This is a genomic window from Phocaeicola sp. RTP21359st1_B8_RTP21360_211022, assembly GCF_040911965.1.
Lineage (GTDB): Bacteria > Bacteroidota > Bacteroidia > Bacteroidales > Bacteroidaceae > Phocaeicola > Phocaeicola vulgatus.
This window is the reverse complement of the sequence record NZ_JBDFXP010000079.1, coordinates 1-13,809: the sequence shown is the minus strand read 5'-3', so window position 1 is coordinate 13,809 and position 13,809 is coordinate 1. Positions and strand designations below refer to the sequence as shown.

Sequence of the window (13,809 nt, the reverse complement as noted above, 5' to 3'; positions counted from 1 at the left end):
TTGGTGCGTTAGTTCAGTTGGTTAGAATACATGCCTGTCACGCATGGGGTCACGGGTTCGAGTCCCGTACGCACCGCGAAAATACTGATTATCAGTAGATTACATAATAGATACTCAATTTTACATTTTATTATATGTAAGATTGGGTATTAATTATTTAGAGCATAAAGTAGATGAGAATTTTATAAGTAAGGGGTGTTATAAATTCTCTGTCTATAAACCGCAAAACGAAATGAGATGATATTTCAAATCATTTTGCGGTAGGATTACATTTATTAGCACAAATCGAAATGCGATAATTACTCTATTTCTTGTGATTTTTAAATTGTATCCAAACGATGTTTGAATACAATTTAGTATGATATCATGTGAATTTAAAGATAACTGGATTACTTATTTGTGACATATGTAAAGGGTTTCAAATGGATTTAATCCATATTTAGGATATCTATCGGCAATATTCACCATATCTACTTTGAATCCTACAGACTCAAGTCTGGTTTTATAATCCATGCCATAAAGTCGTACATGGTCTTTTTGTCCGAAATGCTTTATACGTAATTCAGGTTCTGTTATAGAAGAATTTTCATAAGTATGCGCTAGGTCTGAAGCTATTGGTACTTGTAATATGGCGATTCCAGTCTTTTTTAACACCTTATAAAGCTCCTGCATGGCCTTTTGATCATTTTCTATGTGTTCAAGCACATGATTACATAGCACAATATCAAAGCTGTTTTCTTTGAAAGGGATATCAAGCACGTTCATATTTCTCACATAGTCAGGATAAGAATAACCGGTGGTGAACAAATCGCCACATATATAATTGACATTGGCTAACGTCCTTAGTCTTTCCGTTAAGTGGGGTTCTGGGGCAAAGTGAAGAATATGAAATTTCCGAGAAGAATCAAAGACATGAACTATATCTCTAAGATAAACGTATAAAAGGCGTTCACGGTCGCGACAATTACATTTCCAACAAGCGGCAGACCTTCTACCTGCTCCGATAACATGAATACGGGAGAATAATTCAGAATCCTCGCCGCATTTCGCATAACCGGAAGAATGGAAACCGCAGAAAGGGCACACATAACGTAATCCCCAATGTAAATATGGATGCGTAATTTTGTATAATTTTGTTTTCCATATAAGATGCTGTAACTTGTCTGCCGCTTTCATAATATTTTTATTTTTAAGTAAATGTAATAATTAAATCGTAGTAATAGTATCACTAATCCGATTTAACTAAAATTTATAATCAATTATTTCATTTATTCACACTAAAATCAACATTATCTCGGAATTCAACACCATTTTTATCAAAACCTATCACTTTAAATGTGTCAGTTACATTTTCAAAAGGAATGGCTTGGAATGTCCAGATGACTCCCGTTGCTTCACCACTCCCGGTCAAAGTCTGTTTCAGTACACCATTCTGATACAGTCTGAGAGTTTCAGCGTTGGAATAGACCTTGATCGTAATTACAGAGGAAGGACGAGAAATGAATCTTCTTGATGTTATGTAGACAGTCGTTTCTTTCTGATTCCACTTTGCCTTATACAGATAGAACGCATCCTTTTTAAGGCCACGGTCGCGAGTTACTAACCCCTTGTCATTGATATAATACTTCGAAGTGTCAGTCGTGGTGGTTACTCCATCCGTACAATGCATATAACCTTCCTTTCTTGCAGCTACGGCAAAATCAAACAATACCCATGCCGATGTGAACACAAGAAAATCCATTTCACAAATCTGTCTCAAATGACTCTCATGCAAAAGATTGGCATACTCTTCATCATGGCGTGCGCCATTACTGCCTTTGTTTGTGGTAGTATCAGGTTTCTCAGAATGACAATAAGGATTGCATCCTGAACCATACTCGGTCAAAGCCGTACATCCCATCCTGTTCCTTATACCCATCATGACTCCCTTCATTTCATCAGCGCCTGAAATGCTTTGATTCGTATACCATCCACGATACACATTTTCAGCATGATAATCTCCGGCAAGCATGTCCCATCCCGGCTTGTTATATTGCTTGTCATCTGCCATGCCGATAAAACGGGTAGCGTCAAGGTTCCTTGCATACAAGTATAATTCTTCAGTCCATTCCACTACTTTTGCCACATCCAATGTTCCCTGGGGATTATTGTCATGAGTGTTGCCGAGCTCGTTCCACATGCCCCAGAAAACGATACTTGGATGGTTGTAGTGATGGATGATCATATCCTTCATCTGCCGCTTGATATTCATAAGATAGACGTCCGTGGCATTAACGCCACATTCGTTCACCCATGGAATTTCAGTTTGTACAATTATCCCCAATTCATCACACTTCTCGAATGTGTATTGATTGTGCGGATAATGGGCAATACGGATGAAATTACATCCCAGTTCCTTGATAAATTCAAAATCCGCATCAATATCTGCCTCTGTCAGTGCGCTTGCTTTCCCGTATAGGTCCTGGTGATGCGCCACGCCACGCAGCGGATAACTTTTCCCGTTCAAATAGAATCCTGTTCCAGCATCCATTCTATAATATCTCAAGCCTACTTTTGTTGACAGGTTTTCACAAACGATAGAATTTGCAGATATTACAAGAGTGACGGTATACAAATAAGGGTCAGTCAGCCCGTTCCATAAATGTGGATTGTCTATGGTGATTTCTTTCATGTATTCCATACCAGTGGTCGGAACAAGGAGAGTTTCAATATCCCTTGACACTATGCTTCCGTCGGAGTCAGACAAGGATATCAGCACATTGCATACCCGGTCCGTTCCGGTGTCATTGACAATCCGAGTATTCACCTGAACGGTTGCACAGTCGTCTGTTACAGATTTCTGAAACACATGCATTTTGTCATAGCCGTAATTTTCCATATCAGCGTGCAGTTTTCCAGACTCAATCAGATAAACACGGTCGTGAAGTCCGTTGTTCTTGTTGAAATCTGAGGAAACTGGAGGCATCGTAGTATCAAGCTGGTTGCTGCATTTTATCATTATCTCATTAGAACCGGCTTTTAGGGAGCCTGTCAGGTCAACGGTAAATGGTGTATATCCACTTTTGTGTACGGATATCACGGTACCGTTGACGGATACATACCCTGCCTGTGCGGCCGACTTCAGCAACAGGATATAGTTCTTGCTGCCTATTCCGGAAACCGGAACTGTAAGAGTATATTTATAGTAGGTGTCGCCCCGGTAATAACTCGCACTCTGTCCGTCAGCAGCATTACAGCTATGCGGCAATGTTACATCCGCAAAATCACCAGAAGCATTCTTTGAGAATTTCCATTCCGCTAGTTCGGTCACTTTCACCGGAAATATTTCATTCCCGACATCCTGCTGTTGTGCCTTGACATAGCTGTAGACCTGTTCATTCATGGCATCAGACATCTGTGCCACATTCAAACCGTCGGCATCGTATCGCATTCCTATGTTCCCGTCCGCATCACATACATAAAAGCCTTCATCATCCACAAGATGCAAAAGCCTTTCCAGCATTGACTGTAACACTACGGACAAAGAAGTGCCCTTGCTGTCTTTCACCGCATCAAATACGGTAACGGGAAGGATATCTGCCCCCGTTACCTTGTCCTTCATTTTTGTTATATGTCCACTCATGTCACGAAGCGTATAAATTTTCTACATAAGATGCGCCTACCAGTGACGAAGCACTGTATTTCCTGCCGGTTACAATATCTGTAAATCCGAAGTCGGAGCCGTCCTTGTAAGGTTTTAAATTATGTGTGAGAACGCCATTCTCTTTAATCCTGACATAAGCCACACGGGCGGATCCGCTAGTGGACCTCTTTTCGAAATGCCATGATTTTGTGCCGTTGTTAAAGAAATTACCGATAGCAAAGGGGGCCGTGTTTGAAGAAGAGATATCGGGAGTAGATGTATATTGTACCATAGTACCATTTAGGGAAGCTCCTTCTCTGCCTACCTTGAATATATTTGCTGAAGATGGTTTCGATAATGGGAAATTGACGTCTCCTAGTGAGGCGTTCCCGAACAGGGCATTCCAGTAACCGCTTTTCAAGGTGATGCCCGGTATGATACCGAATCTGTCATTGGCTGAACCCGAAGTTCGGGAGCCGATTGCAAAATTGCCTGCATCGCGTGTCATGAGCAGGACTTCCATCTCGGCGCTAGAGATATCCGCGACAACGATATCGGTGAGAACACCTCTTTCGTCATTGTTGATGCTGAGGAAAATAGCCGGTACGAATGAAGTCGTGGTTATCGTCTTCGTTGCGGTGATACTGTTGTCGCAGACTGAAACTGCCTTTATGGTAACAGAGCCGTCCGCAACCACCGTCAGATAACCGTCCCGATCAATGGACGCATACTGGCTTCCGCTGACGACACTCCAGACCACGCCTTTACGGCTGGTGTTTTCAGGGGTATAGGAAATAGAGAACGGACTGCCGTCCAGACCCACTTCCGATTCACCGATGATGCTGATGCCCGTCAGCTCGTCAACCGTTTCTTTGTAAGTCACCGTCACCGTCTTTGTCACAGTCACGGCACTGTCATAAGTGGATGTCACCCTGATGACCACATTGTTCGCCGAAGCACCGCTTTTAATTGTAAGCACTCCGGTAGAAGCGTCTATCGAAGCATATTCCGAACCGCTTTCAACGCTCCACACACATCCCTTCTGCGAGGTGTTTGCCGGATGGTATGTGACTGTATAGAGGCTTGTCATGCCCTCAGCCGCTAATGCGCCATTGATGGTTATTCCTGTCACCGCGACATCTTCAAGGAATGTCACCTTTCCCAAATTCTTAGCCGAGAAGTCCGCTCCCGGTATTACAATCGCTATTCCGCTCATAAATATATATTATAAAAAAAATCAAACATCATATTCCACATCGCTTGCCCGTTCGTATTCCACTCCTCCTATACCCACGGACTCAAGCACTTCCTTCGCGTGAGGCGACAGGACAGCGAAGTCCAGCCCGTCCGCGTCATATCTCATGCCTATGTTTCCGCCCGTATCGCAGACGTAAAGACCGTTTTCCTCCACTTCCAGAAAATTGGAGAACTTCATTGTGCGAAGGTCCAGCCTGTTCACTTTCGCGCCCAGCTCCATGCCCAGCTTCCCGTCAAAAGCGGTGCCGGAAATAGTGCCGACGGACAGCCATCCGTCTATCTCCCGTATCAGAATCTTGATATGGTCCGACAGCATGGCCGTATCCAGCCCGTTACCGGCCGCATAGCTTATCACTACGTTCCCATCCGCGTCCGTCACCCGGAATCCTCCAGCGTGGGTGAATCCTAGCACGTCGGTTTCAATGCTCGACAGGATGCTTTCCTTTTCCTGCGCCGTCAGCGCGTTCCAGCGCACCTGCCCGTCATCTCCGCGTCTGGCTATGCAGAGCCAGTATTCCGTATTGGTCGGCGGAATGCCGATGCACGGTTTCTTGCAGCAATATCCGCCGCCAAGGTGGGACACGATGTCAAGTTTCACATAAGACCGGGCGTTCTCATATTCGTCCTTCAACATCATCATGATCCGTCCCAGATTAGTTGTCGCCATATTCTCAATTGTTTATGTTAACGTAAAAATTACCATCATCCCCGATATTGAAACTCACGTTGCCGCAGTTCGGATCGGGCGTGTGCATCATGACACATCCCTCCTCCACGTCAAACGTGGCTATGTTTATGTTATCGCCGGTTTTGATCCCGAGTTCGCCTGGAGAGACCATCTCAAATTCGCTCTTGTCGGGGAGCTTAGCGAGCACCTTGATCGTTTCAAAAGTGTCATCCGCATTCCTGTTCACGTTGTTCAACCCTCCCAGTGTGGATGACAGCCCTTTCAGCGAGTCCGTCAGCAGCTTTTGAGAAACGGCCAGATCCGTGCGGTTTCCCAGTTCCAACGCGAACTCCACGGCTCCGGCATAGTCGCGTATGTTATACAGGTCTTCCCAACCGCCTTCTGTATTGTTTGTCTGTACAAAGTCACCGTTGCGGCGGAATAACGCTGGGTCACCCTTGTTTCCCTTTATATCAAGCAAGGGGATAAGGTTTTGCCATCCGTCATACATGCCGTCCTTCCCCAAGCTCCATTGTATGTAATCCTTCTCTTTCCGAAGATACGCGTTTTTTCCCGACAGCTCATGCCTCTGCATTTCTGTCAGGTCCTGATACCTCAATACGATATCGTCATAGTTGATAAGCAGACGCCACATTGTGTTATCATCCGTATCGTACTTATATTCCACACCTAGTTTTCCACGTCGCAACAGCGGGGTCTTTCCTATAGCTGTCACCCCCGTGGGCGCGTCGCCTATCCACCATGTTCCCTCCACGATGGAAGGAATGACATGTGACGTTAGCAGTTGTTTGAAAAGAGCGATCTTTATCTTGCCGTTCGCTCCGGATTCCTGTACAAGCAGTACGCTGTCTTCGCCGTCCGTTCCGGACAGAGTGGTAAATTCCCGTATGTCTATGTTTGTCATTTCTGCTGCCATGTCTTTATTCTTTATGAGAACTATTCGCTGGTTTTTCCTATGTAAATGGACTTGCTGGAATATACGTCCATGAAGAAGCTGCCATCGTTGCGTGAACTGTCATCGGATAACAATACCCTCACGATGAAGTCGTATGAGAGGCTGGAGTAGGAAATATCACCTATGGTGGCCTTGACAGGCGACTCGGATGAGCCCAATACATTTCCGTATCCCGTAACGTTCACATGTGACCCATAGAAGAACCCGGCAGTTCCGGACCTTATAGTCACCGTCACATCCCCTACACCGTTCCGCTTCACGGAGATTTTCGATGTATTAATATTGATGCACGCACTGTCTATTGATACGCTGTATGAAGATGAACCTCCACCAAACAGTAATCTCATCACCCGTGCGTTATCACACCCAACATGGTGTAGTGTCTTTACCAGCCACCCCATAGGCGTGCTGACCAGCGTGACGTCTCCGCCTTTCGTGTCATCTCCTATCAGCAAGGTCCTCTCGTCTACATTGATGACGTTTCTCTGACTCACGACACAACGGCCCTCCTCACCGGTAACAGATCTGGTACCGATTCTGGACGGGACACAGATGACCACTTCCGTACCATAGTTGTCCTCCGACACGTCAGGCATATATATGACATTCATTTTTCCGGCCTCTGCACATCCGGCCTGTATCATCCTGCTGTATGCCGGATTTACTATGTAAGAAAAATAACCGGTATATACATATCCGTAATCAAGTTTCGTGTCACCATCGGACTGGTGCGTGTATATGGACGAGCCGGAATAGTAGCAGTCACCTATCCTGTAGCTTTCCTCTGGATCATATTCGTTCAAATGCACGCCTCTCAGATTCAGGAATCTGTTCTTGGTGAAGCAGTCCTCGAAGTACAGCCTCTTGAATACGCCTTCCAATATCGTGGCGCGTCCTCTCTTTCCGTCCAGTATCAACTTTGAATTTTCCGGATTGAAAGAATCGGTGGTCTGCCCATCCAACGAGGCCATTACGCCGTTTTTAAATCCGAACCCGGCTATGTTTGCCCCGTCTATCAGCGCGGTATCTATTGCTGTGAATACTTCCTTGCTTCCCTCCAGCCAGCCGTTACCGGCATAGGATGAGGGGGGCTTCCCATACATGGAAGTACCGTGCGTCTGCACCATCCATACCCTTCCATTATTGTCATATACAATATCACGGAAATCATCATTGTATACATAGGTTTTTGACGAACTATATAGCCCGCAGGGCCTCGGCATCGCCCCTGCCGTACCAATGGCCCCGTCCGTGCCATCATATACCCTGTTCACAGACACGCTGAGCAAATAAGTACTATTCCATGACGGGTTTGAGATGCTGTATGTCCTTATCACGAAGTACTTGTACGGGTATGATGCGGCATTGACAGTCTTGTAGGTCGTATAGGAACATGAACCTATCATAGTGTAGCCCACCCCGTCATTGCTTCCCCATACGGCCATATAGGCGGAGGTATTATTTATTGTACCATATCCCACTTTTGACTTATGATAGACTGTGAAGCTTGACGGCTCAGGACTCCCCGTAGCGGTTGAGCCTATTTGGGTGACCGAAGGAACAAGATAATAGCTTATACCATCGCTTCCATCAGAGCCTGGTTCCCCCGGATTACCCTTGTCGCCTCTCTCACCGTCCTTCAGAACAACGACTGTCTCACGGTCCACCACGGTTCCGTTGTAATACAGACTGAATACCACATTAGTGGAAGCCCCGCTGGCAGATATGGGCTGTCCCACGCCACAGGACATATTTGAACTTCCGTCTATTGAATAATATAACGAATAGCTGGATGGAAGGGAAGAAACAGATACGGCAGCCTTGTTTCCTTCCACCTTGCTGAGCGAACAGAATACGAAGGATGGTGAATTTACGCCATCTACAGTCTTCCTTATCTTATCCACAGATGGATGAATTCTATAGACTACCGCCGTATCACCCTGTCTTATTTTGCTTACTGTAAAGGTGACGGTACGGGTATACTGCACACCTCCCGAATCAGCTTTCACAGTGATTGACACAGGCAACATATCATCCGCACCACTTGTAATGGCGGTTACACTCACTGTTGCATAAGACCCGTTGTTTACGTAGCCGGCTGTCACACCGGCAGGCGTGGATACCATCACGGAAGTAACTGTCAGTTGTGTACTCCCTGCATAGATGTAGACATTCGTCCTCAATGGCAGTCCTCCGGTCACATTACCGTACTGGTCGCATGCTACCCCGTCCATCTCGTTGTCAAGATCGGCCACCACGACAGTGGTGCCGTCCATGATGACGGGTATGGTTTCTTGATCTATTAATACACTTCCCTTATAAAGGAAAAAACGGACAGTACCTTTTATTCCGGTTATATTGACGGCACTGCCATAAGTATATGTCGCCTCTGTAGCATTATTGATACTGTACTTTATACTGAACCCGGATGGAACAGATTCAAGAGACCCGACATTGTTCTTTCCGTTCGTCACAGTGATTGCACAGCTCACAGACGGGTGGGAGTAGTTGCCCCTGTCATCTATCTTCACTGTACTTGTGCTGGGAAGAAGATTGTGGATGACTGCATTTTCTCCGGCAATCAGCTTGTTTACGGTAAAAGTTAGACTACGGGTGTAAGTAACGCCCAGATAAACCGCTTTCAATGTGATGACTATGGGGAGTGTCACATCAGCCGCATCTGTAATGGCGGTTACGCTCACGGTCGCATAAGACCCGTTGTTCACATAGTCGGTTGTAACACCAGCAGGAGCGGACAAGGATACGGATGTCAGTACCAGTTGTGCTGTCCCCCCGAACATGCTCGCATTGGTATTCACAGGAAGTCCGGATATCACATGCCCCAAATCATCACATGCTACCGAGTCCATCTCGTTGTCAAGATCGGCAATGACCGCACTCTGTCCGTCTATCACCATCGGAATGGTCTCACGGTCTAGCAGGACAGTGTCCTTATACAGGGAGAACTTCACAAACTCATTCTTTCCGAAGAAGCTGATATCGCTTCCGTAGGCATAGTCCAGTTCATTGCCTCCATCGTAACTGTACTTTATCACAAGCCAGGAAGGAAGTGACGACAATGAGTATGTCCCCTTACCTTCCGTCATTGTCACCTTGCAGCTTACGAAAGCATCCGTATATTGCCCTTCCTCGTTGATCTTCACGGAATTCACGCTGGGAAGCAGTTGGTATATCACGGCATTCTCTCCGGACACTTGCTTGTTTATGGTAAGGGTAAGTTTCTTTATGTATTGTGATCCTCTGAAGGTGGTGTGTATGGTAATACCTACCGGGAGGGTGTCTGCCGCATTGTCGCTGATGGCTGTGACTGTGATCCTGCCAGTTTGTGCGTCCGCCGTAGCTGTGACTCCCGACGGTGTTTGCAGTTCTATCTTGTCCAAAGCCAGAGGCGTTGTGCCATACCAGGCACTTACAGTGGTTGACACCGGAAGTCCTAGCACGACATGTCGGTTCTGGTCACAGGCCACGGATGCCATTTCGTTGTCTATGTCTGCGATGATGGGATTCCGTCCGTTACGGATCACCGTCACTTTGTACACCTTGTCGAATACAGCCTTGCCCTCACAATTTATCTTCATAGCCACATAGCAGGTGTCAAGATCAGTTATGTTGATCACATAGAGCACACCGTTCGTTATCACCGCTGAGCATCCGGCGCACTCCATCCGAACTACATATCTGCCTATTTGCATGGTATCTGAATAAACTAATTCTGTGGCCGCTTTGAATACCTGTATGCGTGTCTTTAGCTTGTAGCTTGTGGTGACCACATTGTCACTGCCGTTTACGACAGTGGTTCCGCCGGCTATCACATTCTGTAATTCGGTAAGTCCGCCTATAATGTTTCCGTCATCATCTACGTCTACGGTTATCACGCCCTCATTATCCGACAAACTCACATTATAGACTGAATCTCCCCTTATCTCCTCGATCTGTGAGGGGGTGAACTGAATATGTACACCAGTCAAATACTGATTTGTGCCAAAGTAGCCGTAACCGTGCATCTCCATGTTCCCGATAGTCAGTCCTTCGAGCAGACCGTCTTGCATGGAGATGTTCTTCGTAGGATGGATGATCCAGGTGTTCACTCCCGTCATTCTGCGAGTATAGTATCTGTTCTCATACGTGATGGCCTGCCGCTCCACATCGGTGAAGTTCCCGTAGGCGAAGAAGTTCATGCCCGGCATGGGATGGATGTTTGTCCCGGCCTGCAGGGAATATTCGAATGTCATGCCACCTGCCTTGCTCTCCACAATTCTGGTAGGGGTGAAGTAGGAGGTGGCGAATCCAGAATAGCCCATAAAGCCATTGTCATCGTATGCGTCATCCGTATAGTTTCCGCCTTCGATGTTGTGGAATACTCCGCGGCAGATATCATTGACATGCAGTGTACCCCACTGGTCGTCCAGCAGATCGAGCGTGGCTACCTGTTTTTCCTTGTCCACGGTCTTTATCCTTCCGTAAGCGAATGTGTTGGCCTTGTCACCGCTTATTACATCGATGCAGTTGAAGGTGATTTTGGGCACAACCAGCTCTTCTCGGAAGACAGCCTTGTCAGCTTCCATGACCGTCTTCCCGTCCGAGTCAAGGTAGATGGACGCGCCGCTGCCGCCTATTAAGCCGGTGACGAATTTGCCAATTCTGATGCCTTTTAAAAAGGTGATAACCCCTTGTACGATATCATCCTTTTTCTTTGATATAAATTCACCGAGTGCGCGTAAGGCCGAGAATACATTGTATTCCGAAGGAACTTCTGTATCTCCTGTCTTGAGAATCTTTGCTTCTCCTTTTTTTTGTTGTTCCGCCAAGGTGTATTTCAACTCCCCGATCGAGCTTTCAATCGAATTTTTCCACGAATGCCCTACTGTGTTACAACATCCTATTGTCGCAATGCTCAAGTTCTCTAGTTTGCAGCAGATCTTTGTGATACGACTGTCTCGATATCCCGTTTCTCCGAAATATTCCGATGAAAGCAGGTGTACACGCTGCCCCAACACCAGCGGAACCTTATTCGTATTTACATATATATAATCCGTGTCGCCTGAATAGATAGCAGTATCGCGGGCGTACTCACTCAGAAAGTTATTGACAGCCGATTCATACTCCTGTTCCGCTGCTGTGGTGTAAGATTCAGGCATACGAAGATTCCATAATATATAGGCATCTCCGACAGCGGGAATCATATTTCCACCTGGCAACTGAGTGACAGAATCGGGATAGATATTAATGATCTCAAATTCCTGCGTATCATAATTCCAGTTTACTTCAAAGTCTTTGCCTTGAAGATTCCCTGATTGGAAGGTGAGATGAATCACCTTACCGTCGAGCCTATAGTCATCCGGGTTAAACGGAAGCCCGTTATCTTTTATATGATAGACAATGAATTTCCCTGTTTCCTCATTCTCCTTTTCCTCATTGCGCACAGCTGAGAGCGTACCGACGCGATGTGGGAATATTCCTTCAAAGGCAGCTTCTTCCACATGTTCTTTCAGACCGTATTTTGTATTAAGATCAATAAATTTGGCACGCGAAGGCAATTGAAGGCGATCATACCCGTATTTATTTCGGTCTATGTTTTTTGTGCTTCCGCGTGGAATAAGGCGCGTAAAGAACCGTACCGTGTTGCTGTTTTCTTGTTGTGTCAGTGAAGTTAATCCCTGCATATAGCCAAGCGATACCGATTCGCCGCGCTCGCATTTGCACATGTTCAGATAGTCACCGTCTATCCACCATTCTGTTTCCAGCTGTGCTGCAATATTGTTCAGCGCATCCCAACAGAACACGTCGTTAAATTCAAAGGTCTGACGTGGCGCATAAACGGCTTCGCCTACTCTCCACATCACGTTGTCCGTATTTCGGTTCAGGTTTTGGACCACTTTGGTCAGCATTTCAAGCGGAGTGGCTTCATAGGCGAATGTCACTTCCAAATCGTCTTCTCCTTGTGTCAGCCGACACAGCTTGATATCCTCCGCATCATGTTCCCGCCCGTAGAAGTGAACCTGATAGGAATATTCCTGTGTGGAGATCTGCTTCGGACGATATTCCTTCTTGATTTTGAATTTACATCCCCCCATCTCGATGTAATCGTTCACGTCGAGCATGAAAAAATCCCATGTTTTGAAAGATAACGATACAACGTATTCTGCACCGATCTCCCTGACCCATTGTGACGATGAAGACGGCGAGACTGTTTCTTTTAATTCTCCTGCACGGTTGTATATATTGAGTTCCATTTGTACAATGTTTAATCGTTGTTTAAAACGGGTTCAGGCTCGCGGAATTTCACTTTGAAAATACAGATATACTTGCCATTCGTGGAAGGAAGAGGGTACCACTTCGGGGCGGATGGTTCAGACATATACATTCTGTAGTTCCGCAGTCCTTTTATCTTGAAATCCAGCCAGCCGGATTTCAACTCTGCCATCAGAGCTGCATATCGGGTATGCCGTAAAGTGTCCGTATCGGCCGTAACGATAAATTGCAGAGTGCGGTCAATCGCCTCAAAGCAAGGAGAAGGCAGCTTGTCGGGCAGTTGCTCTCCGTTCCGCTCACGGAAAGACACTGCGGTATATGCCTTCATCTTCGGCATCTTGCATAATTCGTCCATGTTAGTGTGTTCCGATTCTCCCAATTCACAGAGGAATGCACCGTACTCCGTCGATGCGTCCTTGCCATTTATTGTCATGTATCCGCTTAAATTCATTATATTATCTTTACTCGTGTTCCGTTAATGTCCATTCTTTCCAATACCTCTGCCATTGCGGGCAGACATGCGGTGTTTTCCGCAATTTTTGACAGCAGCCCGATAGACTCGTAGGAGTTCTTGCTGATATCCTTAATGTTGTCATCCATTTCTATAAGGTGGTTGGTCATGACGTTTAGGGTGCCTTCTATTTTCCCACCCGTTTCTTCTGTTATCGTTGTCACCGCTCCGGCACGTCCTGACTGAGAGGAAGAGGACGCGGTGTCATCGGCACTCCATCCGAATGCCTTCATCATATTTTCGCGGTCTGCCAGCATGGCGTCCGCCAGTTCCTGCTGCTGCTTCCGCAAGTTCTCCACTTCGGTCTGCGTCAGTCCGTCCTTGCCGGATTCGTAGAAACTGTCATACAGCGATTGAATCTGTCCCTTGTATTTTTCGGCTATCAGTGAACGGAAAATGGAGGTTTGCAGGTACTTTTCCAAATTGTCTGTAGATACTAATTGAAAAGTGCGCTGTATTCTAATTGAAAAGAGCTCCATCCATAACTTGTTACAAAATTACTA

8 protein-coding genes and 1 tRNA gene are annotated in these 13,809 nt (G+C 46.1%); 1 reads left to right on the top strand and 8 read right to left on the bottom strand.

Features of this window, described 5'->3' with window-relative positions; all coding sequences use genetic code 11:
• The first annotated feature begins 2 nt into the window (after window positions 1-2).
• Window positions 3-76, top strand: a tRNA-Asp gene (locus AB5062_RS21865).
• Window positions 77-393: 317 nt separating this feature from the next.
• On the opposite strand, the gene AB5062_RS21860 is transcribed toward AB5062_RS21865, so the two are convergent.
• The 8 genes from AB5062_RS21860 to AB5062_RS21825 form a co-directional block, all read right to left on the bottom strand.
• On the bottom strand, window positions 394-1,176 hold the full coding sequence (locus tag AB5062_RS21860; RefSeq protein ID WP_151851099.1) for a class I SAM-dependent methyltransferase: 783 nt from the start codon (window positions 1,174-1,176) through the stop codon (window positions 394-396).
• An 88-nt stretch (window positions 1,177-1,264) separates the two neighbouring features.
• Window positions 1,265-3,601, bottom strand: coding sequence for a glycoside hydrolase family 2 protein (locus AB5062_RS21855; RefSeq protein WP_185151814.1), 2,337 nt, complete (start codon window positions 3,599-3,601; stop codon window positions 1,265-1,267).
• Between the two features lie 22 nt (window positions 3,602-3,623).
• On the bottom strand, window positions 3,624-4,838 hold the full coding sequence (locus AB5062_RS21850; RefSeq protein ID WP_151851101.1) for an Ig-like domain-containing protein: 1,215 nt from the start codon (window positions 4,836-4,838) through the stop codon (window positions 3,624-3,626).
• A 21-nt stretch (window positions 4,839-4,859) separates the two neighbouring features.
• Window positions 4,860-5,546: a hypothetical protein gene (locus tag AB5062_RS21845; protein ID WP_229510570.1), complete on the bottom strand. Its 687-nt coding sequence runs from the start codon at window positions 5,544-5,546 to the stop codon at window positions 4,860-4,862.
• Window positions 5,547-5,550: 4 nt separating this feature from the next.
• On the bottom strand, window positions 5,551-6,483 hold the full coding sequence (locus AB5062_RS21840) for a hypothetical protein (protein WP_151851103.1): 933 nt from the start codon (window positions 6,481-6,483) through the stop codon (window positions 5,551-5,553).
• Window positions 6,484-6,503: 20 nt separating this feature from the next.
• Window positions 6,504-12,776, bottom strand: a complete 6,273-nt coding sequence (locus tag AB5062_RS21835; protein ID WP_368326980.1) for a hypothetical protein — start codon at window positions 12,774-12,776, stop codon at window positions 6,504-6,506.
• An 11-nt stretch (window positions 12,777-12,787) separates the two neighbouring features.
• Window positions 12,788-13,246 carry a hypothetical protein gene (locus AB5062_RS21830; RefSeq protein ID WP_368326979.1) on the bottom strand — a complete coding sequence of 153 codons (459 nt, stop codon included), beginning with the start codon at window positions 13,244-13,246 and terminating at the stop codon, window positions 12,788-12,790.
• Window positions 13,246-13,785, bottom strand: a complete 540-nt coding sequence (locus AB5062_RS21825) for a hypothetical protein (RefSeq protein ID WP_368326978.1) — start codon at window positions 13,783-13,785, stop codon at window positions 13,246-13,248. Before AB5062_RS21825 ends, AB5062_RS21830 begins: the two co-directional genes overlap by 1 nt.
• Window positions 13,786-13,809 lie beyond the last annotated feature (24 nt).

Coding starts and splice junctions, on each gene's coding strand:
- AB5062_RS21825 (WP_368326978.1), bottom strand. CDS start 13,785: ATGGAGCTCTTTTCAATTAGAATACAGCGCACTTTTCAATTAGTATCT.
- AB5062_RS21840 (WP_151851103.1), bottom strand. CDS start 6,483: ATGGCAGCAGAAATGACAAACATAGACATACGGGAATTTACCACTCTG.
- AB5062_RS21850 (WP_151851101.1), bottom strand. CDS start 4,838: ATGAGCGGAATAGCGATTGTAATACCGGGAGCGGACTTCTCGGCTAAG.
- AB5062_RS21860 (WP_151851099.1), bottom strand. CDS start 1,176: ATGAAAGCGGCAGACAAGTTACAGCATCTTATATGGAAAACAAAATTA.
- AB5062_RS21835 (WP_368326980.1), bottom strand. CDS start 12,776: ATGGAACTCAATATATACAACCGTGCAGGAGAATTAAAAGAAACAGTC.
- AB5062_RS21855 (WP_185151814.1), bottom strand. CDS start 3,601: ATGAAGGACAAGGTAACGGGGGCAGATATCCTTCCCGTTACCGTATTT.
- AB5062_RS21845 (WP_229510570.1), bottom strand. CDS start 5,546: ATGGCGACAACTAATCTGGGACGGATCATGATGATGTTGAAGGACGAA.
- AB5062_RS21830 (WP_368326979.1), bottom strand. CDS start 13,246: ATGAATTTAAGCGGATACATGACAATAAATGGCAAGGACGCATCGACG.